This window comes from Sphingobacterium sp. Lzh-3, assembly GCF_046764375.1.
In the GTDB taxonomy this organism is placed as follows: domain Bacteria; phylum Bacteroidota; class Bacteroidia; order Sphingobacteriales; family Sphingobacteriaceae; genus Sphingobacterium.
In genome coordinates this window covers 33,348-56,921 of the sequence record NZ_CP177226.1, presented here as the reverse complement: position 1 = coordinate 56,921, position 23,574 = coordinate 33,348, and the positions used below count along the sequence as shown (strand labels likewise).

Below are 23,574 nucleotides of genomic sequence, written 5' to 3'. Positions count from 1 at the left end.
GTTATGGAACATATTAAAACCAAAATAGAAGATCATATTTTAAGTATTTTCCTCGACAGGGGGAAGTCAAATGCCATCGACACTCAGCTATTGAAGGAGCTGATAGACACCCTGGAATCTTCCCAGCAAAATGAAGCAATTTATGGTGCAATATTGATTGGCAAGGAAAATTTCTTTAGCGCAGGACTCGATTTAATTACCTTATTCCAATACGATGAAGATCAAATTCGGGAATTCTGGAATTTATTCCTGGAAGCGACATCATTACTCGCGGCTTTTCCAAAACCAATAGTCGCCGCAATATCTGGTCATAGCCCAGCTGGAGGCTGCGTACTGGCGCTCTGCTGTGACTATCGGATTATGGCCGAAGGGAATTTTGTGATTGGCCTTAATGAAATTCCAGTCAGACTCATCGTCCCTGAAAGTATATTTCAGCTTTATGCGTTTTGGATCGGAAAACGGAATGCTTATCAGAATTTGCTCGAAGGTAAATTGCTTTCTCCTGTAGAAGCAAAAACACAGGGTCTTATCGATGACATTGTTCCCGCCAATATACTCTTCAATACCGCAACAAAAAAAATAAAACAGATCACGCAGTTCAACCAAAAGACCTGGCAGACATCCAAATTGAACTTCCGAAAGGAAATAATCCTTAAATTGCGCGAGAATAGGGAAGAGACAATACAGCGCATCCTCGAACAATGGTGGCTTCCGTCAACACGCTCTATTTTAAAGTCAATCATTGAAAACTTGACATCAAAGAAGTAATATTAAACAAAATCATCATGAGAAATCTCTTTTTCTTTATTCTTATTTGTCTCACTGCTAGCACGATCTCCTGTAGAAATAGCAAAAAAGAGGATAAGGCTGTAAAAATCATTCAGGATTCAATTCCTGTGGATACCCTTCAAAAACGTGACACGACTGAAAAGGAAGTAAAGAAAGAGAACTCCGAAACGCTGGAGGAGGTACTGGAGAAACTTGCCAAGGCATATGCAGAACAGGACAGTAAAACAATAAATTCCTATGTACAGCCCAAATTGGGAATTTATATTATCTATCGTCCCGGCGCGCTAGACTCTTATGTGCACCAAAATAGCTTTAATTTTTCTAAACCTGTGCCAGAGTACCATTCTTATGAAAAGTTAACGTACAAGGGCCCTTTGAAGTCCGGAAAACTACCTATTTTTGATTGTGGTACGATGAAGTGGGATAAAGCCGGATTCTATTATGATAAAAAGTCCCGCCCTAATGAACTATCGCAAACAGCAAAGTTCATGAATGAAATTCTTGATGCCAAAATTAGTAATACTGAATTACAGCGACTAAGAAATATAGAATCCAAAAGTTATAGAGCCATTATGACCTCCAATGAACATGAAGAACCCTTTGTTTTTCATGTGACAAAAGAGGGAGAAAAATGGTATATTACAGTTATAGACCGTGCTTATGCCGGATGTGACGCATAATATTTTGTACATTTTAGCCAAACTTAACGATAATGAAAAATTTAGATAAAGACATACAAAAGAAAATCGAAGATTGGTTAACCCCAAGTTATGATGAAGGAACTCGAAAGGCAGTTCAGGATTTAATCGACAATAATGAAGAGACAGAACTTACAGATTCTTTTTACAAGGATCTCGAGTTCGGAACTGGAGGCCTAAGGGGTATTATGGGCGTAGGCTCCAATCGGATGAATAAGTATACGATCGGCAAAGCCACGCAAGGATTAGCCAACTATCTAAAGAAACAGTTCCCAGATCAGGAGATTAAAGTAGCGGTATCTTATGATAGCCGCAACAATTCGCAGGCATTTGGCCAGCTGGTTGCCAACGTGTTTGCCGCCAACGGGATCAAGGTACATCTGTTCACCGCATTGCGCCCGACCCCAATGCTGTCGTTTGCCATCCGCCATTTCGGCTGTCAGAGCGGTGTTATGCTAACGGCTTCACACAACCCAAAGGAATACAATGGTTATAAGGCTTACTGGAACGATGGCTGCCAGCTGACTGCACCTCATGATAAAAATGTAATCGACGAAGTAAATGCAATCAGCTCAGTTAGCGCTATTAAATTTGACGGGAATACGCAAAATATCATTCCTGTCGGGGAAGAAATCGATCAGCTCTATATCAATGCCAATAAGACATTAAGTATTCATCCGGAAGCGGTAAGGGCTCAAAAAAACTTGAAAATTGTTTTTTCACCAATACATGGTACCGGAATTACCATTGTTCCTAAAATGCTAGCAGCATGGGGATTTGAAAATGTTTCAGTCGTTGCTGAACAGGCCACGCCTGATGGCAACTTTCCAACCGTAATCTATCCAAACCCCGAAGAGGAAGATGCAATGGCTTTAGCAAAGAAAAAAGGGGAAGAAATTGATGCTGACCTTGTATTGGCGACAGACCCCGATGCCGATCGTGTAGGAATCGCCGTAAAAAATAATAAGGGACAGTTTCAACTACTCAATGGTAATCAGATCGGCAGTTTATTGATATACTATGTCCTCAGTGCAAAAAGTGAACTAAAACAACTCGGATCGAATCCATATATTGTAAAAACTATCGTAACCAGTAATTTACAAGCCGATATCGCAGATCACTATGGTGTAACGCATTATGAAACACTTACAGGCTTCAAATATATTGGTGAATTGATTACTAGTTTAGGCGATTCAGCGCAATATCTGGCCGGTGGCGAAGAAAGTTATGGTTATCTTGTTGGTGATCTTGTGCGGGATAAGGACGCTCCAAATTCTTGTGCTTTCCTTGCCGAAATGACCGCCTATTTCAAAACAAAAGGAAAAACTGTTTACGAGGTTCTATTAGATATCTACAAAGAATTTGGCTGCTATCAAGAAAAGCTCATTTCCCTAACCAAAAAAGGAAAGGCTGGTGCCGAAGAAATTCAGGCCATGATGAATGGCTTACGTCATAATCTACCAACCACACTCGGTGGAATTAAAGTCAGAGAAATCAGGGATTATCAGCTTTCCCAAACCACAGATATGAGTACAGGAGAGCAAAGAGCGATTGCATTGCCTAAATCTGATGTTTTACAATTTATTACCGTAGATGGGGACGTGATTTCTGCCAGACCATCGGGAACGGAACCCAAGATTAAATTCTACTGTTCTGTAAAAGAAAGCTTAAAAGACACCGCTGATTATGTCGGTGTACAGGCTATTTTGGAAGAGAAAGTAGGCCGTATGATGAAAGATATTGTAAACTAATGGAAAAGTGGAAACGATTATCCTCTGAATATATCTGTAAAGAGCCTTGGGCTACCCTGCGTAGAGACACTTGTGAGCTTCCAGATGGACGGATCAATGACCATTATTACGTACTGGAGTATCCGGATTGGGTAAATATGGTCGGAATTACTGAACAGAACGAACTGCTCGTCATTAAGCAATACCGCCATGGAGCAGGCATTATTTCATTGGAGATTCCCGCAGGGACAACGGAACCAGGAGAAGATCCCAAACATGCTGCTGTGCGTGAAATGCTTGAAGAAACAGGCTATCAATTTGATCAGATTGAAGAAATCGCCACGCTTTATGCCAACCCGGCGACAAGTGGCAATATTACCTATACCTATCTGATGACGGGGGGTAAAAAAGTTCAGGAACAGGCTTTAGATGAACATGAAGAAATCGATGTTTATCGTATACCGCTTGAAGAAGCAAAAAGCATGTTGCTGGACAACAAATTCAGTCAGGCACTACATGCTAGTGCGCTATTCTATGCTTTCAACAAATTAGGCTTGTTATAAAACAAGCCTAATTTTATTCTGTTTTTTTCATTCATACTTTTAATTTTCACTAGCTTGCTGATTTTTGTACCTTTGCATCATGGCAAGAGAAATTTTTGAAACCAAACGAAAGGCCCTGAAAATAAATCTAAACCCAGAGATTTATGGAACCTTTGCAGAGATCGGTGCTGGACAGGAAGTCGCACGTAACTTTTTCAACGCAGGTGCAGCATCAGGCACAATTGCTAAAACAATGTCAGCTTACGACATGGCTTTCAGTGATGCAATTTATGGTGAAGAGGCTGATGGTCGTTATGTCAGCAGAACACGTTTAAAGAAAATGCTCTCCCATGAATTCAATCTTCTTACCCAACGACTTCATGGCGATAAATACTGCAACAAAAAATTCTTCGCCTTTGCAGATACCGTAACAACCCTCAATTTCACCAAGACAAATGAACCTCACGGCTGGATCGGACTTCGCTTCCAACATGAAGTTGGAGGCCCTACAAATGATATCATTGTCCATGTAAGACTGCTAGACAGCGACAACCAATTGCAACAAAAGGTTTTAGGTATAATTGGTGTAAACCTATTATTTGCGGCTTATTATTATACAGACAATGTGCAGACCATGATCGAATCATTGGTCGATAACCTTTCTGTTGGTTCCGTTGAGATTGACCTGGTTAAACTAAACGGGCCTCTATTTGAAAATGTCAACCAACGCCTCATTAACTTATACCTGATTGCAAAAGGATTTGCTAAAGCCGCAATATTCCAGCCTGATGGTAAAGCGGTACAAATCAAAGATTATCTGTACAAAAAGAACATTATTTTACTTCGCACCAAATACCGTCAAAAATCCCTTCCAAACTTTGACCTCTTCAATCTTGCCGTTGAACAGTTCAAAAAAAACACGGGTGCAACTGACGCAGACACCATTGTATTAATTGAAGTCCTGATGGGAAATGTGTTGGAAGATACGCATGAAATTACAGGTGAAGACCTGCAAGAATTTGCTTCAAGAGCTGACGAGCTATGTGCAACAGGCAATAATATTATCGTCAGCAACTTTAGAAGAAATAATCATTTAGCAGAGTTTATTAGCAACTTTAAGCCTAAGAACATTGGTATTGCAACCAACGTTTACAATTTAAAGAACATTTTCAATTCAGATAATTATAATAAAGAGTTATACACCAATGAACTTCTTTCCTATATTTCGGGGATGTTCAATAAAAATGTGAAACTCTACGCATATCCTTATCTCTTGAAAAAAGAAAATAAGATTATTACAACGCACAATATGCCGGTTTCTGAAGAAGCCAAACCTTTATTTGAATTCTTAATTAAAAACGGCTATATCATAGATATTGAAAATTACGACGAAAAATTTGTAAAAACCGTATAAGCAGATCGTCTCCAAAATTTAAATTTATTATATAGCCCAATTTTCTTAAATTGGGCTATATTTATTTTTGTGCCTTATGAAGCAAGAGAATGTCATACTGGTTGACAGCAATGATAAGATGATTGGCAGCATGGAGAAATATGAAGCCCATGAAAAGGGGCTATTGCACCGTGCTTTTAGTGTATTTTTGTTCAATGACCAAGACGAATTGCTCCTGCAACAAAGAGCATTAAGTAAATACCACTGTGGCGGACTTTGGACCAATAGCTGCTGCTCGCATCAGCGTCTAGAAGAAAGTAACATAGAAGCCGCCAAAAGGCGCTTAATGGAAGAATTGGGAATTACTGCAACAGCCCTTCAAGATGTCTTCTCGTTCGTTTATAAAGCTCAATTTGATAACGGGCTTACGGAGCATGAATTCGATTATGTCTTATTCGGAAAATTTAATGGAACTCCAGAAATTAACGAAGAAGAGGTTGCCACAACAAAATATATGAATCAACAGGAAATTCAAGATGAAATACAACATTCACCCGAACAGTTTACCCCTTGGTTCAAACTAATCTATCAACGTGCTTTTGATACTTACTTTAGTATATATAAAAACAAATTATAACAATCTTGTACCGTGCAAAAAAAGATCCTGCCTTTTAAAAAGCAGGATCTTTTTTTGTCTTTGGTTTAGCGGATCGCTATAAGAATTTTTTATAGATGGAATACAGAATTTTAAGGTCATTCTCACTCATGAAGGCTGTATTTACGTCCTGCTGAATGTAGTGAATCTTAAAAGCTTTTATTGCCGCATCGAGATTACTGACATCGTAACCGATAATACGTAAGGCCATTTTTGGGTTAAAGTCTGCTGGAGGCGTCTCTAAATAGTCCTCATACCAAAAGCCGAATCCTTGATCAGCCAGTTTTTTCCAAGGAAAACGTGACGGATCATTTTTTCGGGTTGGTGCCAAATCCATATGTCCAATAAAATTTGCCTGTGGGATTCTATAGGTCGTTTTTAAATAAGTCAACAACTGCGTCAAGGCGTTGATCTGGGCATCAGTCCAAGGATCTGTAGTCCCATTATTGTCGAGCTCAATGCCAATGGAAGAAGAATTGAGGTCCGTATCATTGCCCCATTTCCCCAAGCCCGCATGATGTGCACGATAGAGGTCATTGACCATCTGCACGACTTTCCCATCTCTACCTACCACATAATGGGAACTTACACCTGCTTTCGCGGAATGAAATGTACGGATGGTCTGTCCCAAAGAATCCTGTGCAGTATGATGAATGACAACAAAATTTGGTTTACGGATGCCGAAATTAATCGAAGCAACCCATTGTTGTTCTTTGACATTCACCTGCTCCAATTGACCGGTGACAGGCGATTGTTTATAGAGTTTCGAAAATTCTTTTGCTTGCTTTTTATATACCTTTTCAGTCTTTGCGTATTTCCCTCCCGCACAGGAAGCCAATAATGCTGTTGCGACACAAAGATTGATGGAAAATTTGAGTATCTTCATATTGAAATGTTTCAGCACAAACTAAGGCAAATTTGCCAACAAAAGCAAATTTATTAGCTTCGTCCTATAGTTTGACATAATTTCCAAATATCCTTTTCGTATAGATTTCGGAACAACACCGTCTGCTTTAAAAAAAAAGCCCAAACCAATGTTTGAGCTTTTCCATGTAAACAGAGCATTTTCTGCTTGTGCTAAAATTACATGCTTTATTATTTCAGTGCGCTGAGGTTCAATTTTGCCAAAAAGCCTTTCAGCTCATCCAGGCTGTAGCCATTTCCCCGAAGGGTAATTAGATAGCGGTCTTTCTCGAGATAACTTATTTCAGAACTTTTTGCCGTTGAACCTTCCACTCCTTTGCTATCTGTTGTTTTTGCCCGTTTACCTTCAAATTCGCCAGTTTTTTCTATTTCAGTATCTGTAATTTTCTCTGAATCTACCATGAAGCCCATTTGCGCCAAACCCACGATTGCCGAAGCAGTTTCGCCCGCGCCATCAATGATATTGACTTTAATTTCCTTCTGGTTATCGACAGTATACGTAGCCTCGCCAGACACAACTTCTGCTCCATACATTGATCCAGCAGAATAAGAGGTTCTTTTTAAACCATCTAAGCTCTCTGGTAAAAAAGCCTTTAGCTCCTCCGAACTTAATGGTTTTTCGGATTTAAGTTTGGCTTGAAGCTCTTCCAATTTTTTTGCTCCATCACTCAGATTGCCCAAATTGGATACTCCTTTAACTACATCCGAAATCCCAGCCTCTTTCTCCTTAGCATCTTCACCCTCTTCACTAGATTTGCTGTTGCCGCAACTCGCGACCAAAAGGCCCAGTCCTAAAAGAACAGGCATTACTTTCCATTGTCTTTTCATGATTATCAGTTTTAATTAAAACGCTAAAAAGAACAAAATAATATAATTAATCTAAATTTTAAAATCTGTTTGCTTACGATCTTTAGACCTTAAAGGGCGACTTAAATTTCCATCTGTTACCTGTATTACCGAGATACTGCAGAATGGGACTGCGCTACACAAAAAAAGGCCTCTATACGAGTATAGAGGCCTTTCATTATAGCTACCGAGATTATGCTTCGGCGTATTCTTCAATTGAAGGACACGAACAAATCAATGTACGGTCACCTTGAGAATCGTTTACACGACCTACTGAAGGCCAGAATTTACGTTCTCTTACATACTCCAATGGGTATGCGGCCGTTTGACGGCTGTAAGGTCTGTCCCACTCGTCTGCAGTTACAACCGAAGCTGTATGTGGTGCATGTTTCAGTACATTGTTAGTTTGGTCCACGTCTCCTGCTTCAACCGCAGCGATCTCTTCACGGATAGCAACTAATGCATCACAGAAACGATCCAACTCAGCCTTAGACTCCGATTCAGTAGGCTCAACCATCAATGTTCCTGCAACAGGGAAAGAAACCGTCGGTGCGTGGAAACCATAATCCATTAAACGTTTTGCAATATCTGCAACCTCGATACCAAAGTTTTTGAATCCACGGCAATCTAAGATCATTTCGTGTGCACAACGTCCGTTAGTACCTGAATAAAGTACTGGATACGCATTTTCTAAACGTGCTTTAATATAGTTTGCATTTAATATTGCTGTTCTTGTCGCATTTGTCAAGCCTTCACCACCCATCATTGAAATATAAGCATGGGAAATAAGCAAGATCGATGCTGAACCAAATGGAGCAGCAGAAACAGCAGAGATACCTTCCGCACCGGAAGTAGAAACCACTTCGTGGTTAGGCAAGAAAGGAACTAAGTGTTTTGCAACACCGATAGGTCCCATACCTGGACCTCCACCACCGTGAGGAATACAGAATGTTTTATGGAGGTTCAAGTGACAAACATCGGCACCAATATGCCCTGGGCTTGTCAATCCAACCTGTGCATTCATGTTCGCACCGTCCATATAAACCTGACCACCATTTGCATGAACAATTTCACAGACTTCAATGATCGACTCTTCAAATACACCGTGTGTAGAAGGGTAAGTCACCATCAGTGAGTTCAAGTTTGCAGCATGTTCAGTCGCTTTTGCTCTTAAATCCGGAATATCGATATTTCCTAATTCATCACATTTCACAACCACCACTTTTAAGCCTGCCATCGAAGCAGAAGCAGGGTTTGTTCCATGTGCAGAAGCAGGGATCAAACAGATATTACGTCCATGATCACCACGGCTCTCATGGTAAGCGCGGATAACCATCAGACCAGCGTACTCACCTTGTGCTCCTGAATTTGGTTGGAAACTCATCTTCGCAAAACCGGTAATTTCAGATAACCAATCGTTCAATTCACCGATCATTTGCATATATCCAGAAGTTTGATCCGCAGGAGCAAATGGATGCAAACCGCCAAATCTCGCCCAAGTAACCGGCACCATTTCAGCTGTAGCATTCAATTTCATCGTACATGAGCCCAATGGGATCATCGAGTGGCAAAGCGATAAATCTTTTGCTTCCAACGATTTGATATAGCGCAACATCTCATGTTCAGAATGATAGCTATTAAAGTTTGGATGTGTTAGGTAGGCAGAAGTACGTACTAAATCGGCAGGAATTGAAGAACTTAAATTCTCTTCTAAAGTATCAAAATCTACGTCATTCAATGTTTTACCTTGAATTTTAGCAAATACTTTGACGATTGTCTTAATATCTTCGTATGTGGTTGTTTCGTCGATAGCAATTGAAACTTCCGAACCATTATAATAGAAGTTTAATTCGTTATTTAATGCTTCAGATTTCAAAGCACCAGCATGAGCACCTAAATCCACACGTAAAGTATCAAAATAAGCTGCATTCAATTGGGTATAACCCAAGGATTGTAATGCTTGATCCAACAGATTGGCCAATGCATTGATACGTGATGCTATATTCTTAATTCCTTCTGGGCCATGGTACACGGCATAGAAAGAAGCCATAATCGCTAAAAGAGCTTGTGCAGTACAAATATTTGAAGAAGCTTTGTCACGGCGGATGTGTTGCTCACGAGTCTGCAAAGCCATGCGCAATGCATATTTACCATTTGAATCGGAAGTAACACCGATAATACGACCAGGGATATTACGTTTAAAGCTGTCGCGTGTTGCAAAATAGGCCGCGTGAGGACCACCAAAGCCCATCGGTACGCCAAAACGTTGTGAATTACCAACAACAACATCTGCACCCCATTCTCCTGGAGGCGTTAGTAATGCTAAACTCATCAAATCTGCCGCAGCACACACGGTAATATTTCTACTGTGCGCTGTAGCGGTAAATGATTTATAATCAACAATTGAACCATCAGCTGCAGGATATTGAACAAATGCCGCAAAAACATCATCTGTTAATTCTGATTCAGCAATAGCCGCAATTTTAAGTTCAATACCAAAAGACAAGGCACGGGTCTTCAATACATCAACCGTCTGCGCATAGGCGTTGTCCGACACCAAGAATACATTAGCATCTTTATTTTTCCGAGCTGAATAAAGCATAAACATGGCTTCAGCTGCAGCCGTAGCCTCATCCAACAAAGAAGCATTTGCAATTTCTAAACCTGTGAAATCACAAATTACAGTCTGGAAGTTCAATAAAGCTTGTAACCTACCTTGTGCAATCTCCGCCTGATAAGGTGTATACTGCGTATACCATCCTGGGTTTTCAAATACATTTCGTTGAATTACGCCCGGAAGGATTACATCGTAGTAACCTTGACCAATAAAAGATTTAAAAACTTTATTTTTCTCAGCGATTTCCGCAATACGCTTTAAATAGGCTACCTCAGACAATGCTTTAGGAAGATTTAAAGGTTTTGGAGCACGAATTTGAGAAGGGACCGTTTGGTCAATAAGTTGGTCAATTGACGAAACGCCTAATTTAGCCAACATTTCATTCGCTTCAACTGGACTTGGGCCATTGTGGCGACTTTCGAATTTTTCTTGGAAGTGTATATTGCTCATGTGTGCAAAAAGTTAACGCTTATAGATAGTTAGCGACATAATAATTAGGCAATTAACTCTCTTATAAACAGTCGTTTTTTGGATGAGCAAAGATAGCAAAATAAATGACTGAAAACGAAGCAAAAAAGTGGATAAAAAGTCAGTTTTACGGTGCTACCCAAATGCAATCGATTGTCTTTGTGAAATGAATTTTGGAATAAACTCAAACATACAGATTGTTCATTATAAATATAGTAAACAATACAATAATCCCTTGCTACAATTTTAAAAAAACACACTATTATCTGCTATCTCTTCCACACATTTCTTTCTTTGCATCACTATTCTTTTTTGCAATGCCAATGAATTTTCAATAAATTAGTATATGTACCAATTGTAAAGTGACTTCGAAATAACGATATACACTTTTTTGCTAAGAACAACTGATATCAAGGGTATTTTGCTATCAGGAATCTTAACAAAGAAAACATTATCCAGCTAGGGAAGCATCTCTTTTGACAAATGTAAATTATCACAAAAAACGAATATCATTTCTTTTTAACGAATATAAAACAGCGAAGTAACGATTATAAACCATGAGAAAACAGGTAACAGACAGCGTTCTTTTAGTAAGACCCTCTGTCTTCCGTAAAAATGAACAGACTGCGGTCAACAATTTCTTCCAAAAGGATATCGAAAATCTCAGTATAGAAGAAGTCAACAAAGAAGCGCAAGGAGAGTTCGACGCGCTAGTAAATGAATTGAAGTCACATGGAATTTTGGTGACTGTCATTCAGGACGACGAGAAATCAGAAAGTCCCGACAGTATATTTCCCAATAATATTGTCTCCTTTCATCAGGATGGAAAAATAATTTTCTATCCGATGTTTGCTCCCAATCGTCGAAAAGAACATTTATTGGATTTCGAAGGTCCATTGAAGCAAAACGGTTATTATGTAAAACTAACGAAGGATCTCAGTGAAGCCGAAAACAATAAACAATATTTGGAGGGCACTGGCGCACTTGTCTTGGACCGCGCTCACCGTATAGCCTATTGTGCCTTATCCGAAAGGGCAGACCGGGATATGCTCGACGAATACTGCAGGACTGAAAACTACACACCTGTTGTATTTCACGCCTTCCAAACTGTCCATGGAGAGCGGAGACCTATCTATCACACCAATGTGGTGCTAGCCGTAGGCGAAGACTTTGCCATCTTATGCCCACAGGCAATCGATAATCAGGCTGAACTCCAAACCCTGCTGAAGAGTCTAAAAGATACAGGCAAAGAGATCATTGAAATCAATGAGAACCAACTCGAATCTTTTGCAGCAAACTGCCTCCAGGTGAGAAATAAATATGGTAATCGTTTTATTGTCCTGAGCAATCAGGCGTTATCCTCACTGACTTTATACCAAACAGCACAATTAGAAAAGCATGGTAAAATCATCCATCAAGATCTACATGTTATCGAGACATGTGGTGGTGGAAGTGTACGCCACATGATGGCCGAAGTTTTTCTTCCGAAAGAAAAAGTCCTTGTATAGCGATTAAAGATCTGCCTACAAACCCTATTGCAGGTAGATTTCCATAAGCTTAGATCTAATGACTGTAAAAGACGAATCCCCCAATACTATTGCTTTTGGGGGATTCGCTATACAAAGTGTCTTTTACATCGTTTTATACGATTAGAACGAATACCTTAATCCCAATTGGAATTGATAAGGGTTACCCGAAGGTGACACGATACCAGAGTTGTTTACATTATAATTAAACTGCTGTTTCGTAACATCAAAAGGCACTAATTTCTCTCCAGCGGCGTCCTTTCCGCCTAAAGCATATAGATTTTGATTACCCAAAGACTCATTTATGCCCCAAGTCTTCTTAAATAAGTTGGCAACATTGAAAAGATCTCCCGATAATTCCAATGCATGGTTTTTATATAAATTGAATTTTTTAGCAATTCTAAGGTCTATCAAACCGTAAAAACCATTCACTCCACCATTACGTTCAGCTACTTTACCTTGATATTTTTTAATAAAATCTTTAAGGCTCTGACTCGCTTCTGGATTATTCAACAAATTGTTCAATCCAGTAATCAACTGTTTTGATGTATTGGGATTATTGGGATCAAAGATAAAGGCCAGATCATTGTCTCCAGCAACAAAGTCTCCATTTATATTTCCTCCGGCAAGTAAACTGTATCGTGTACCACCAATCCCTGAGTAACGTACTCCAACACTCACACCATAAAATGTTGGCAAAGTACCATAGATCACAATCTTATTGCGGAATTGATTGTTCGAATAACTCATCTTACTCAAATCGCGGGGATCGTCTTTCACAGCCAAAGATAAGGTCGCTGTGTTCGCCACGTTTCCGTTGAAAGAAGTATTATCTTTCGCATCATTCCACGTATAGCTAACGGATATAGATCCGTCTTTGTAATATTGATAACTCGCATCCAACACAACTGCAAACTGATTTACTTTCCCTTCCGAGTTCAATTCCAGCACGCGGCCAAATTTATCGGAAATTCGTCCTTTTTTCCAATCCGGAGCTCCGTCAACAATCGATGCCGCGGGAACGAAAACACCTCTGTTGTCCTCATTCACTAATCTGAAGAACGGATCTTTGACCATGTTACGATCAACATACATATAGTTATTACGCCCTAAATTCATATACCCTGAAAGACTGGCTTTCAATTTTTCGGTAAAGAAATGCGTGTAAGATACGTTAGCCTTGTACACCACTGGTATTTTCGCATCAGCTCCATAGGTGTTGATCGTTGGCACTTGAAATTGTACCAGCGTTGGCGTTGTTGACGGATCTTTTCTGTATCCCACAAAATTAGGTGTAGGCACATCGTTACCACGAACATCTACTGTCGCAAAATGTTTTCCATCAAAAGTTAGGTTATTGATGGTCATATAATTGTTAATATCAGACGCAAAGATACCTGCTCCTATCCGGAAAAAGTCCTTTCGTTCTTCATTCACATCCCAAGTCATCTGGAAACGCGGCTGTACAACAAACGATTTTAATTTGTGATCTGTACGCACCCCTACTTCTTTCAACAATTCTTCATTCAAAGGAGAGGTTGGATAATGACCGTAATCCAAGCGTAGTCCCGCAACCAGATCTAATCCTTTCGCCAATTTAGTTTGCAATTGACCATATGCGCCGGCATTAAATATCTTACCTACCACAGCCGGATCACTTACCAAAGGAACTTCACGATAGTAAGCATACGGCTTCATGTCGTCAAAGTTTTGCATAGCAGTCTTTCCATCACTCGGTCTAAAGTGAAAGCGACCATTGACCTCACTTCCATAAATCGAATTTGCGTGGGTATACATCAAATCGACCCCAAAAGTATAATTGATATTATCAGTACTATAATAGATATTATCGACAAGCTGAAATACATTATTTTTAAATGATTCCTGCGCAAAACGATGTCCGCCCAACTGCAATGTGGTCTTTTTATCTTCTCCAGCAACCTTAGATACTGCATCTTCTACAATTGCACGGGGAATATTTTGACTAGGCAAAAGATCTCCTGGACTACTTTTTTGATAGGTATAGAGATGTTGTACTTTCAATTCATTGGTTACCTTAGGGGAAATGGTCGTACGCAAAGTTGCCAATAAACTATTATCAATGTTTTTATCATTTCCATAAGACTCATATAGGGTAATTGGCTTATTATCCTGTAATCCCAACTTATTATTGTCACTTGTAAAGTTATTTCGGATAGTCAATAAATTTTTTTCATTAATTTGCCAGTCAATTCGCCCAAAAATCGCATCAGACCCTCGCTTCTTATCAAAAGTACCATATTGACGTTCATTGCCCAATCCATACTTGCTACGCCCAATATTGACAAACTCATCCAAGGTGGCATTAGTAACATTAAATCTCTTCTCGTCGGCTTCAGAATTAATATCCGCAATAATCAACGGACGTGCATCGCGTTGATGATCCCAAGCTACAAAATAATGCAACTTGTCTTTAATGATGGGACCGCCTAATGTAAATCCATATTGATAGGTAGAGAAATCATTACTTCGTTTGTTTCCTCTAATATCGTATGGGCTGGACAACCAATCGGCCCTTGAATAAAGCCATGCGCTTCCGTGCGTTTGATTTGTTCCTTGTTTGGTTACCGCACTAACTGTTCCTCCCCCTGCTCTTCCATAAGTCACATCATATTGGTTGGTAACCACTTTAAATTCACGAACGGCTTCTATCGAAATGGAGAACGGAGCACCACTACGACTGGTTGTTGAACCTGCAGAAGTCGGGTTTTTTGCATTCATACCATCAATCGTAAAATTAGTAGAGGAACCCAACTGACCACCGATATTATCGCCCTTACTCAAAGGAGACAGGTCCATCAGCGAAGTAAAATTCCGACCGTTGACAGGCAACTTCGCAATATCCTTGGCTGTAACCGCTGTAGCGGCACCTAGATTTTCAATTTTGTTCTTTAGGGTACTTACTCCTGTTAATTCAACCGTTTCTAATACATTTGAGGTATTTTGGATAGGAATCTTCAGGCGGACGATATCGCCTTGATTTAAATTAAATCCAGAACGCACTTGTTCGCCATAGCCTATATAAGTTACTTTGATCGTGTAGGGGCCGCCTAAAGGCAACTCCTTAAAGTTGAAATCACCATTTGCATTGGTCGAAGTCTTCGTTGTGAAACCCGTTGATTCATTACGTACTTCAATTGAAGCTCCGTGAACTCCTTTATCATTTTCGTCCGTAATTTTACCAGAAAATCCCGCTTGGGTCGTTTGGGCGTACAAACCTGTTCCAAGTGCAATGGCACATGTTGTGAGTAAAAATTCTTTCATTTAGTTGTTGGTTGTGATAATGAAAGCAAAACTACACCGGAACTGTTAACAGGAGCTAAACGAAATATTATGAAATTATAAACAAAGCATTTTAAAATATATATTAATAAAAATGAAAGCGCTTTTAAAAAACAAGGCAATATCGGAACATGCAACAAAAGTATTTTAAATAGGGATAGAAATAGACCGGTATCTGCAAAAAGCCTACATGATTCGTAAACACCAACAGAGATGATCCGAACCGAAGGTCTTTCTTGCGAATAACATCACAAAAAAAGTCAGCCGAAGCTGACTTGCTAATATAAAATTGTAAACTTAAAATCCAACGGATTAAAGTATTTGTAAAGATCCCTAAATAGGTTATCTCCGTATTTGACATAGAGTAATGCGAAATTTTCGGATCTTTCCTGTAGTCCTCCGCCAGGAAAGAGCTTTTCCTTCACATTATCAATATCGGTTAAAGCATGTTGATGATTTCGCTTTTCGGCTTTCATCAGCTTTTTCTCTAAATTATTGATCGCTTTTTTTAACCGCGCTTTTACCGCTTCCGTACTAGGGCCTAAACTTGGATCTATTTTGTGGGTTCGTAACCTTATCTTACCAAAAATAGCGTTCAGCTCCATCCATTCGTCATTGAGATTGAGACGTTCTTTGGTATGACGTCGAACATATTCTTTTTTCAGTACTTCTGCTGGACGAAAGATACTCTTAAAGGTTAGATCAACGCGAAATAATTTCGCCGCAACGTTGTCCTCAGTTATCATCGCTGAATTGCGCGGTATCAAAATTGGAAAATCTACCTGGTATTGGTCAAAGTTAGACTTCAATTGCATCCAATAGACCATTTCGGCGCCACCACCAATATAAGCAAGATTGGGAAGTATAATTTCCTGATACATCGGACGCATAACCACATTTGGACTGAAGCGTTCTGGATAATGATCAATCTCCTGTTCAAGCTCAGCCTTCGTAAAATAAATATTCTGGTGCAATACTTCGTATCGACCATCGGCAGCGAGCACCAAGCGTTCCCTAAAGTCATCCGTCAAATAAAAGAAATTAATCTCACGAGCATGCACTTGGGTAGAGAAACCATTTGATTCCAGCTCTTCCGATCGCGCTGTTATTGCCTTAAAGCTTTTTTCAGATAAGATATCTTCCTTAATAATTGCCTTGAACAGTTTCTTCAATTCCCGGTCATCCGCATCGACGATCAAAAGACCGTACGACTTAAACAACGCATTGACCATATACCGTGTTGCATCTGCTAATCGATCATGGTTCAAATAGGCTTCTTCCACAATCCGTGTAAGTTTAGCCGAATTTTCGGAAAGCCCTAAAATATTTGTGTACTGCTTCACAGCATCAACGATTGTTGCTGTATCCATTCGCCCGGTAGCAGAAACAGCAGGCGTATCCCAACTAATTTTCTTACCGAAGACTTTCGTATGGTTGATTTCTTCAAAATCATGATCTTCGGTCGCCATCCAATATACTGGAACAAAATTTTTATCGGGGTGTTTGCTCTTCAAATCTTCGGACAAACGTATTGCCGTCATGATTTTAAAAATAAAATACAAAGGTCCGGTAAAAATATTGAGCTGATGTCCCGTCGTGATGGTATAAGAATTCTGGTCGAGCAACAGCTCTATGTTGGCAGCTACAGCAGGAGAATCCTTTAATAGCTCGCCATATTGCTTTTTAAGACGCTCAACAAGAATCTCCCGGTGTTCAAATTTCTTCTTTTCGTTCAATTGCTTTTCAAAACCAGCCCAGGTAGGCCAGTTTCCTACAAAAGATTTTAAGGCTTCATCATGCGCCAAATAAGCCAATAAAGTCTTAGAGAAGCTATTTGTTTCACTATATTCAATATAAGTTGCCTTCATCTGCAAATTTTATTAATTATTCTCTATTCTTAATTGATAACGAAAATCCCCCAAAGCAAGCTGACATGGCAGTGCATCTTTTTCGCTAAATAGAACCTATTTTCAATTTTAATCAGAAGAATGATTCACCATAAGACCATAGGCTTTCTTGAATCTGATTTTAAACGGCTATAGATTGTTTAAAATGGGGATTGTACGCTTACAAATGTATCTAGTTTGCGTCGACAAAATAGTGAATTTTCACAAAAAGCTTGTCCCGCTTTTAAATTATATCATTTTACTGACAATTGTCTATAAACAAACGGGCCTCCTTTGAATAAAGGAGGCCCGTTTGTTTATATTATCATCTATAAGCTTTTAAGCTTATTTCCTTACAATCTCACCATATAGATCGAAATCTTCAGCTCGGTCGATTTTTACCTGAACAAAATCACCAATACGTGCATAAGAATCTGCAGCAGGAATCAAAACTTCATTGTCGACTTCTGGAGAATCGTATTCTGTGCGGCCAATAAAGTAATCGCCGTCTACCCGATCAACCAATACTTTATACGTATTGCCCACTTTGGACTGATTGATATCATACGAAATACCTTGCTGTACTTCCATAATAGCTTCCACGCGTTCTTCTTTTACTTCCTGTGGCACATTATCCTCTAGCGAATGTGCGTGCGTCTTTTCTTCATGAGAATAGGTAAAACAGCCTAACCTGTCAAAACGGGTCTCTTCAACCCAATCCAACATCTCCTGGAAATCCTGTTCAGTTTCACCTGGATAACCACAAATTAAAGTCGTACGCAAGGCGATATCTGGAACTTTGTCACGTATGGCATTGACAAGATCAATCTGTTTCTGTTTCGTTGTACCTCTTCGCATAGACTTCAACATCGGATCAGATATATGTTGCAATGGCATATCCAAGTAATTACAGATATTTGAACGTTCATTCATGGCGTCCAAAATATCCATTGGGAAACCCGAAGGATAGGCGTACTGCAATCTGATCCATTCGATACCGTCAACATCTGACAAATGGCGCATTAAATCAGAAAGATTGCGCTTTCCATAGATATCTAAGCCATAATAGGTCAGGTCTTGTGCAATCAGAATCAATTCTTTCGTGCCGTTCGACGCGAGAAATTTTGCTTCTTTCACAAGATCGTCAATGGATTTGGAAACGTGTTTACCACGCATCAAGGGAATTGCACAGAAAGAGCAGGGACGGTTACATCCTTCGGCAATCTTAAAGTAAGAAAAATGCGAAGGTGTTGTCAACAAGCGTTCACCCAACAATTCATGCCGATAATCAGCTCCAATGGATGACAACAGATCCGGCAAATCATTCGTACCGAAAAAGGCATCAACATTGGGAATTTCAGACTGTAACTCTGGCTTATATCGTTCAGAAAGACAACCTGTAACGATCACCTTATTGATTTTACCCTGATCTTTTAAATCCGAATATTGTAAGATCGCATCAATAGATTCCTGTTTGGCATTATCAATAAAACCGCAGGTATTGATGACGACGATATCATTCGCCTGTATATTGGATGCTTCATGCACGACTTCCATCTGATTGCCCTTTAACTGGCCCATCAGGACTTCACTATCGTGAATATTTTTCGAACAGCCCAAAGTCACCACATTGACACGTGGTTTATTGATCAAAGGCGCTGGTTTCGCGTATTTTGTCTTCATATGATTAGAAGGTAGACTCTATTTGAAAAGGGAGTCCACAAATTCCTTTTTGTTAAACAACTGAAGATCACCTATTTTCTCTCCTACACCAATGTATTTCACCGGGATCTTAAATTGATCAGATATACCAATAACCACCCCACCCTTAGCTGTTCCATCGAGTTTAGTCAATGCTAAGGCATTCACATCCGTTGCCTGCGTAAACTGCGTACATTGCTCAATGGCGTTTTGCCCTGTCGATGCATCCAAGACCAACAAAATTTCATGTGGTGCACCCGGAACAACCTTCTGCATCACATTTTTGATCTTCGTGAGCTCATTCATTAGACCAACCTTATTGTGCAAACGGCCTGCGGTATCAATGATACACACATCTTCACCATTTGCCACTGCCGATTTCACGGTATCATAGGCCACTGAAGCAGGATCCGAGCCCATTGCCTGAGCGACAACACGCACGCCAACACGCTCACCCCACAATTTAAGTTGATCAACAGCCGCGGCCCGAAAGGTATCCGCCGCCCCCAATACAACTTTGCTTCCAGCTTGTTTCAACTGATGAGCCAGTTTGCCAATGGTGGTTGTTTTGCCAACCCCATTAACACCTACAACCATAATAACGTATGGTTTATGATCGCCATAATTGAAATTCTCGAAATCAGCACTATTGTTCTCTGCCAGTAGCGTCTGAATCTCCTCTTTCAGGAGATTGTTTAGCTCAGAAGTAGAAACGTACTTATCGCGGGCAACACGGGCTTGTATGCGATCAATGATTTTTAAGGTAGTTGTAACCCCAACATCAGAAGTAACCAAAACTTCTTCCAGATTATCCAGCACATCGTCATCTACTGTTGACTTACCAACGACAGCTTTTGTAATCTTGGAAAGAAAGCCTTCTTTTGTTTTTTCCAAACCTTTATCTAAGGCCTGTTCTTCTTCTTGTGTTTGTGGTTTTTTCTTAAAAAAATCAAATAATCCCATGGAGTGTAGTAGTGAAAATTGATGTCCAAATATAAACAAATGTCCTCAACAAAAAAAGCCCTTTCGGTAGGATACCAAAACGGCTATTTTTATCGAATTCTTTTTAAAGAAAAACTTTAAAAAAGGAAAATGCTACTAGTTATTTTTGAGCTGCTGCAACTACGTCTTTCACTTTATCGTTGTGAACCATACCTTCTTTGAAAGTATACGCGCCAGTTTTTGCAGATTTAGTAGTAACAATAACCTTTGTAAATTCTTTACCGCCACCTTTTTGTAACGATGCAACTGCTTTCTTTGCCATGGTATATTAATATTTTACTTAGCTTCTCTTTCAAGGGCTAAGATGTGTGACTTACTTAATTTCTTTATGAACAGTAACTTTTCTCAATACTGGGTTGAATTTTTTCAATTCCAAACGCTCAGTTGTGTTCTTTTTGTTTTTAGTAGTGATGTAACGAGACATTCCCGGAAGACCACTTTCTTTGTGTTCAGTACATTCTAAGATAACTTGTACTCTATTTCCTTTTTTAGCCATTGTTTTACTTTATTTTGATCCTATTATAGGATTGAAATTCATGAATAATCTTAATGTAACAGGCGCGACAATCAATTAGATTGACCCTTTAACGATAAATTTATTGATCGCTGCTGTAATCCCGTTCTTGTTGATAGTCTTGATAGCAGAAGTAGATACTTTTAACGTAATCCAACGATCTTCTTCTGGAATGTAAAAACGTTTAGTTTGTAAATTTGGATAGAATTTACGTTTAGTTTTAACGTTTGAGTGAGAAACGTTATTTCCTGTTAACGCCGCTTTGCCTGTTAAATCACAAATTCTTGACATGATATTATTTTTTTGTTGTCTTTATTACAATATGTTAATCCTTTGCACTCTCTGCAAAGAGTTTGCAAATATCTATATTTTTTTTTGGATAAGCAACAAGATAATTGGAATTATTTTTAAAAATAGTTCTACACAGGAATGGTAAGGGCAAAAATAAAGGATTTTATTGTATTATATTTGCTCTGTAAAGAAAAATAGTTTTCAACAATTCACATTTATGAACAAATATCTTCGCAAGGGCTTAAGGGAAATAATCATCGGTGTCGTACTTGTCATCTTGGGATATTACCTCATGGAACAGCGCTCCAATTGGTATAAACTAGCGATGCTTGTCGGAGTTATTGTATTTAGTATCGGTTTTCTAACTTTAATCTATCGCATGATTCGCAAGGTAGACCGAAATGCCATTATTGAGATGCGTGAAGAAGCGCATAAAAAAGATAAAGAAGGGAATGCTGAACAAAACTAGAGGTATCGTCTTAAAAACAACCAACTATTCGGAAAGTAGCCTTGTGGTACAGCTCTACACCGAACAGTTTGGCATGCAATCTTATCTCGTTACCGGCGCAAGGAAGCCCAAAGCAAAGATCAAGGCCAATATCCTTCAACCTTTACATTTATTAGAGATTGTCGCTACTCATAAAGATAATGGTTCATTACAGCGGATTGCCGAAGCTCGTCAGGTCCCTGTCCTGCAAGAAATCCCTTATGATATTGTCAAAAGCTCCCTCGCTCTTTTTCTGAATGAAATACTCTATAAAATTCTGAAGGAACAGGAAAACGACCCCTACCTTTTTGAATTCATCCACCAATCTATCCGTTGGCTGGATGAAACGCATTTAAATCTGGCCAATTTTCATCTTGTGTTTTTAATCAAGCTAACCCGTTTTCTCGGGTTTTATCCGGCTGAATCTAAGCAGGCCCACCCTTATTTTAATCTTCATGAAGCGACCTTCTCCAATAGCCTTCCTGAACATCCACTCGTATTACAAGAACCCCACACATCACTTTTTAGAAATTTAATCGAATCCGAATATTCGAATTGCGACCGCATCAAAATGAGCAGTTCTGATCGACAATTCCTACTGGAAAAAGTGCTCGACTTCTATCGTCTCCACCGCACAAATTTTAAAGAAATAAAATCGCTCTATATACTCGAAGAGATCTTTAGATAAATAATTTCAGCTTTCTGTTTAAAAGCTTCAACTGGAACCTTTGGATAACAGGAAACAAATATCTCCTCTGAAAGGGAAACACCCTAAACAAAAAACACGGCAACCACACATTGACAATCAACCACTTGCCAACATAAACTATCCTCTCAGATAAATTCTTGGTACATTTATTGTAACAAAATTGAAATAACATTTGGTTTACTAACATCATTTTTCACCTAAAAAACTCTTAAAGATATGGAACTTAAAGAAGCCTTTTTAAAAGTTGTCCGAGACAACTACGCAAATTTTGAGGGGCGAGCCCGCCGAAAAGAATATTGGATGTATGTGCTGGCCGAATTTGTATTAATCATAGGCCTCTGTATTGTGGGCGGGATTTTCTACATGATAAGCAGCACACTTGGAAGTTTAATTTTCGGGATCCTCAGCTTACTGAGTTTGGCCCTCATTATTCCTGGTCTAGCGGTCACCGTAAGAAGACTTCATGACACCAATAAATCAGGCTGGTTTATATTAGTTGCCCTGATACCCTTTGTTGGCGCACTGTATCTCCTTTATCTGGAAATTCTTGAAGGTGACAAAGGCCCAAATCAATACGGCCCTGATCCCAAAGCGCTGGAAAACGCAACAAATCATCCTTTTACCCAAAGCCAAGATCCATTCGGTTCTTCTCGGCCACAGGATCCATTCGGAAGTTCACAACCGTCAAATCCTACGCCACCAGCTCCGGATAAAGATCCCTTTGCTTAAGGATAGCCCATATAAAAAGCGCTTTCACAAAATTGTGAAAGCGCTTTTTATTTAAATTCTATTTTTGATCTTTCCCGATCAACTAACGAAAATTCACCGCCCCAAGAATGGTAACGGATTTGATTCTCTAGCATCCAACTAGAATTAATGTCTGTGTTTTTTCTTTTGTTGCCCGGGAGCAAAATCACGAGCAGACTGCTCTCCATAGTATTTCTTAGCCTGACCTGGCGGCATTTTTTTCGGACCTCGGCCATGGCTGTGCCCATGGTGGTGAGTGGAATAACATGCCGACATGGAAACCGCTATGACAATAGAAAGAACCAATAACAAAGTGCGTTTCATCTTAATCTCCATATTTTTAACACTTCATTACAATTATCAGTCCAAAATGTTTAACCGACCATAACAACCACCCCCGCACCTACTCTTTGGAATTGACAATGCTAAAGGATAATATTGATCCTGGATTATGAAATACAGCTGCATAAAAAAGCCCATGCTGTTCGCATAGGCCTTTTCACAATAAATATATCTTCAATCTAATTAGATAACTCTTACATTTACCGCATTAAGACCTTTACGGCCTTGTTCAACTTCGTAAGATACATTGTCATTCTCACGAACTTTGTCTACTAATCCCGAAACGTGAACAAAAATTTCGCTCTCGCCTGAGTTAGGGATGATGAAACCGAAACCTTTGGTCTCATTAAAGAATTTTACTTTACCTTCTTGCATGGCACTATATT

22 protein-coding genes are annotated in these 23,574 nt (G+C 39.4%); 10 read left to right on the top strand and 12 right to left on the bottom strand.

Going from position 1 to position 23,574, the window contains the following annotated elements; translation table 11 throughout:
* Window positions 1-3: 3 nt before the first annotated feature.
* The 6 genes from ACLCDV_RS00300 to idi all read left to right on the top strand — a co-directional run bounded on the left by ACLCDV_RS00300 (window position 4) and on the right by idi (window position 5,789).
* The gene (locus tag ACLCDV_RS00300; protein WP_411972592.1) at window positions 4-768 is read left to right on the top strand and encodes an enoyl-CoA hydratase/isomerase family protein; all 765 of its coding nucleotides are present in this window, start codon (window positions 4-6) and stop codon (window positions 766-768) included.
* Window positions 769-785: 17 nt separating this feature from the next.
* A complete protein-coding gene (locus tag ACLCDV_RS00295) occupies window positions 786-1,469 on the top strand; it encodes a hypothetical protein (RefSeq protein ID WP_317668961.1) in 684 nt (227 codons plus the stop codon).
* A gap of 32 nt (window positions 1,470-1,501) precedes the next feature.
* On the top strand, window positions 1,502-3,238 hold the full coding sequence (locus ACLCDV_RS00290) for a phospho-sugar mutase (protein WP_411972591.1): 1,737 nt from the start codon (window positions 1,502-1,504) through the stop codon (window positions 3,236-3,238).
* The gene (locus ACLCDV_RS00285) at window positions 3,238-3,780 is read left to right on the top strand and encodes an NUDIX hydrolase (protein ID WP_317668963.1); all 543 of its coding nucleotides are present in this window, start codon (window positions 3,238-3,240) and stop codon (window positions 3,778-3,780) included. Before ACLCDV_RS00290 ends, ACLCDV_RS00285 begins: the two co-directional genes overlap by 1 nt.
* A gap of 79 nt (window positions 3,781-3,859) precedes the next feature.
* Window positions 3,860-5,173, top strand: coding sequence for a nicotinamide mononucleotide adenylyltransferase (locus ACLCDV_RS00280; protein WP_411972590.1), 1,314 nt, complete (start codon window positions 3,860-3,862; stop codon window positions 5,171-5,173).
* A 76-nt stretch (window positions 5,174-5,249) separates the two neighbouring features.
* A complete protein-coding gene (idi, locus tag ACLCDV_RS00275; RefSeq protein ID WP_317668964.1) occupies window positions 5,250-5,789 on the top strand; it encodes an isopentenyl-diphosphate Delta-isomerase in 540 nt (179 codons plus the stop codon).
* Window positions 5,790-5,865: 76 nt separating this feature from the next.
* On the opposite strand, the gene ACLCDV_RS00270 is transcribed toward idi, so the two are convergent.
* From ACLCDV_RS00270 to gcvP, 3 genes are all read right to left on the bottom strand, one after another.
* Window positions 5,866-6,693 (bottom strand): N-acetylmuramoyl-L-alanine amidase, encoded by an 828-nt coding sequence (locus tag ACLCDV_RS00270; protein WP_317668965.1) that lies wholly within the window; start codon window positions 6,691-6,693, stop codon window positions 5,866-5,868.
* A 209-nt stretch (window positions 6,694-6,902) separates the two neighbouring features.
* Window positions 6,903-7,559, bottom strand: a complete 657-nt coding sequence (locus tag ACLCDV_RS00265; protein WP_333576008.1) for a hypothetical protein — start codon at window positions 7,557-7,559, stop codon at window positions 6,903-6,905.
* 211 nt (window positions 7,560-7,770) lie between these two features.
* Window positions 7,771-10,644: an aminomethyl-transferring glycine dehydrogenase gene (gcvP, locus tag ACLCDV_RS00260; protein WP_411972589.1), complete on the bottom strand. Its 2,874-nt coding sequence runs from the start codon at window positions 10,642-10,644 to the stop codon at window positions 7,771-7,773.
* Between the two features lie 575 nt (window positions 10,645-11,219).
* On the opposite strand from gcvP, the gene ctlX reads away from it, so the two are divergent.
* On the top strand, window positions 11,220-12,170 hold the full coding sequence (gene ctlX, locus ACLCDV_RS00255) for a citrulline utilization hydrolase CtlX (RefSeq protein ID WP_317668968.1): 951 nt from the start codon (window positions 11,220-11,222) through the stop codon (window positions 12,168-12,170).
* Between the two features lie 141 nt (window positions 12,171-12,311).
* Here the strand turns inward: ctlX and ACLCDV_RS00250 are convergent, their stop codons facing one another.
* The 7 genes from ACLCDV_RS00250 to rpmB form a co-directional block, all read right to left on the bottom strand.
* Window positions 12,312-15,491, bottom strand: a complete 3,180-nt coding sequence (locus ACLCDV_RS00250; RefSeq protein WP_411972588.1) for a carboxypeptidase regulatory-like domain-containing protein — start codon at window positions 15,489-15,491, stop codon at window positions 12,312-12,314.
* A 296-nt stretch (window positions 15,492-15,787) separates the two neighbouring features.
* Window positions 15,788-17,377, bottom strand: coding sequence for a bacillithiol biosynthesis cysteine-adding enzyme BshC (bshC, locus tag ACLCDV_RS00245; RefSeq protein WP_411972587.1), 1,590 nt, complete (start codon window positions 17,375-17,377; stop codon window positions 15,788-15,790).
* Window positions 17,378-17,740: 363 nt separating this feature from the next.
* A complete protein-coding gene (gene rimO / locus ACLCDV_RS00240) occupies window positions 17,741-19,078 on the bottom strand; it encodes a 30S ribosomal protein S12 methylthiotransferase RimO (protein WP_120335660.1) in 1,338 nt (445 codons plus the stop codon).
* A gap of 18 nt (window positions 19,079-19,096) precedes the next feature.
* Window positions 19,097-20,059, bottom strand: a complete 963-nt coding sequence (gene ftsY / locus ACLCDV_RS00235) for a signal recognition particle-docking protein FtsY (RefSeq protein ID WP_046672598.1) — start codon at window positions 20,057-20,059, stop codon at window positions 19,097-19,099.
* A 139-nt stretch (window positions 20,060-20,198) separates the two neighbouring features.
* Window positions 20,199-20,360 carry a DUF4295 domain-containing protein gene (locus ACLCDV_RS00230; protein ID WP_075990464.1) on the bottom strand — a complete coding sequence of 54 codons (162 nt, stop codon included), beginning with the start codon at window positions 20,358-20,360 and terminating at the stop codon, window positions 20,199-20,201.
* A gap of 51 nt (window positions 20,361-20,411) precedes the next feature.
* Window positions 20,412-20,594, bottom strand: a complete 183-nt coding sequence (rpmG, locus tag ACLCDV_RS00225) for a 50S ribosomal protein L33 (protein ID WP_002998409.1) — start codon at window positions 20,592-20,594, stop codon at window positions 20,412-20,414.
* Between the two features lie 75 nt (window positions 20,595-20,669).
* Complete coding sequence (gene rpmB / locus ACLCDV_RS00220; RefSeq protein ID WP_046672597.1) at window positions 20,670-20,903, bottom strand: 50S ribosomal protein L28; 234 nt, start codon at window positions 20,901-20,903, stop codon at window positions 20,670-20,672.
* Between the two features lie 217 nt (window positions 20,904-21,120).
* On the opposite strand from rpmB, the gene ACLCDV_RS00215 reads away from it, so the two are divergent.
* From ACLCDV_RS00215 to ACLCDV_RS00205, 3 genes are all read left to right on the top strand, one after another.
* On the top strand, window positions 21,121-21,372 hold the full coding sequence (locus ACLCDV_RS00215) for a hypothetical protein (RefSeq protein WP_075990463.1): 252 nt from the start codon (window positions 21,121-21,123) through the stop codon (window positions 21,370-21,372).
* Window positions 21,356-22,078, top strand: a complete 723-nt coding sequence (recO, locus tag ACLCDV_RS00210; protein WP_411972586.1) for a DNA repair protein RecO — start codon at window positions 21,356-21,358, stop codon at window positions 22,076-22,078. The genes ACLCDV_RS00215 and recO overlap by 17 nt, the downstream gene beginning before the upstream one ends.
* Before the next feature lie 237 nt (window positions 22,079-22,315).
* Window positions 22,316-22,828 carry a DUF805 domain-containing protein gene (locus ACLCDV_RS00205; RefSeq protein WP_317668974.1) on the top strand — a complete coding sequence of 171 codons (513 nt, stop codon included), beginning with the start codon at window positions 22,316-22,318 and terminating at the stop codon, window positions 22,826-22,828.
* A gap of 144 nt (window positions 22,829-22,972) precedes the next feature.
* On the opposite strand, the gene ACLCDV_RS00200 is transcribed toward ACLCDV_RS00205, so the two are convergent.
* Complete coding sequence (locus ACLCDV_RS00200) at window positions 22,973-23,170, bottom strand: quinol oxidase subunit 4 (RefSeq protein ID WP_411972585.1); 198 nt, start codon at window positions 23,168-23,170, stop codon at window positions 22,973-22,975.
* A 201-nt stretch (window positions 23,171-23,371) separates the two neighbouring features.
* Window positions 23,372-23,563, bottom strand: coding sequence for a cold-shock protein (locus ACLCDV_RS00195; protein ID WP_046672593.1), 192 nt, complete (start codon window positions 23,561-23,563; stop codon window positions 23,372-23,374).
* Window positions 23,564-23,574 lie beyond the last annotated feature (11 nt).

Excerpts from the sequence above, each read along its gene's own strand:
- ACLCDV_RS00300 (WP_411972592.1), top strand. The coding sequence starts at position 4 with ATGGAACATATTAAAACCAAAATAGAAGATCATATTTTAAGTATTTTC.
- ACLCDV_RS00295 (WP_317668961.1), top strand. The coding sequence starts at position 786 with ATGAGAAATCTCTTTTTCTTTATTCTTATTTGTCTCACTGCTAGCACG.
- ACLCDV_RS00290 (WP_411972591.1), top strand. The coding sequence starts at position 1,502 with ATGAAAAATTTAGATAAAGACATACAAAAGAAAATCGAAGATTGGTTA.
- ACLCDV_RS00285 (WP_317668963.1), top strand. The coding sequence starts at position 3,238 with ATGGAAAAGTGGAAACGATTATCCTCTGAATATATCTGTAAAGAGCCT.
- ACLCDV_RS00280 (WP_411972590.1), top strand. The coding sequence starts at position 3,860 with ATGGCAAGAGAAATTTTTGAAACCAAACGAAAGGCCCTGAAAATAAAT.
- idi (WP_317668964.1), top strand. The coding sequence starts at position 5,250 with ATGAAGCAAGAGAATGTCATACTGGTTGACAGCAATGATAAGATGATT.
- ACLCDV_RS00270 (WP_317668965.1), bottom strand. The coding sequence starts at position 6,693 with ATGAAGATACTCAAATTTTCCATCAATCTTTGTGTCGCAACAGCATTA.
- ACLCDV_RS00265 (WP_333576008.1), bottom strand. The coding sequence starts at position 7,559 with ATGAAAAGACAATGGAAAGTAATGCCTGTTCTTTTAGGACTGGGCCTT.
- gcvP (WP_411972589.1), bottom strand. The coding sequence starts at position 10,644 with ATGAGCAATATACACTTCCAAGAAAAATTCGAAAGTCGCCACAATGGC.
- ctlX (WP_317668968.1), top strand. The coding sequence starts at position 11,220 with ATGAGAAAACAGGTAACAGACAGCGTTCTTTTAGTAAGACCCTCTGTC.
- ACLCDV_RS00250 (WP_411972588.1), bottom strand. The coding sequence starts at position 15,491 with ATGAAAGAATTTTTACTCACAACATGTGCCATTGCACTTGGAACAGGT.
- bshC (WP_411972587.1), bottom strand. The coding sequence starts at position 17,377 with ATGAAGGCAACTTATATTGAATATAGTGAAACAAATAGCTTCTCTAAG.
- rimO (WP_120335660.1), bottom strand. The coding sequence starts at position 19,078 with ATGAAGACAAAATACGCGAAACCAGCGCCTTTGATCAATAAACCACGT.
- ftsY (WP_046672598.1), bottom strand. The coding sequence starts at position 20,059 with ATGGGATTATTTGATTTTTTTAAGAAAAAACCACAAACACAAGAAGAA.
- ACLCDV_RS00230 (WP_075990464.1), bottom strand. The coding sequence starts at position 20,360 with ATGGCAAAGAAAGCAGTTGCATCGTTACAAAAAGGTGGCGGTAAAGAA.
- rpmG (WP_002998409.1), bottom strand. The coding sequence starts at position 20,594 with ATGGCTAAAAAAGGAAATAGAGTACAAGTTATCTTAGAATGTACTGAA.
- rpmB (WP_046672597.1), bottom strand. The coding sequence starts at position 20,903 with ATGTCAAGAATTTGTGATTTAACAGGCAAAGCGGCGTTAACAGGAAAT.
- ACLCDV_RS00215 (WP_075990463.1), top strand. The coding sequence starts at position 21,121 with ATGAACAAATATCTTCGCAAGGGCTTAAGGGAAATAATCATCGGTGTC.
- recO (WP_411972586.1), top strand. The coding sequence starts at position 21,356 with ATGCTGAACAAAACTAGAGGTATCGTCTTAAAAACAACCAACTATTCG.
- ACLCDV_RS00205 (WP_317668974.1), top strand. The coding sequence starts at position 22,316 with ATGGAACTTAAAGAAGCCTTTTTAAAAGTTGTCCGAGACAACTACGCA.
- ACLCDV_RS00200 (WP_411972585.1), bottom strand. The coding sequence starts at position 23,170 with ATGAAACGCACTTTGTTATTGGTTCTTTCTATTGTCATAGCGGTTTCC.
- ACLCDV_RS00195 (WP_046672593.1), bottom strand. The coding sequence starts at position 23,563 with ATGCAAGAAGGTAAAGTAAAATTCTTTAATGAGACCAAAGGTTTCGGT.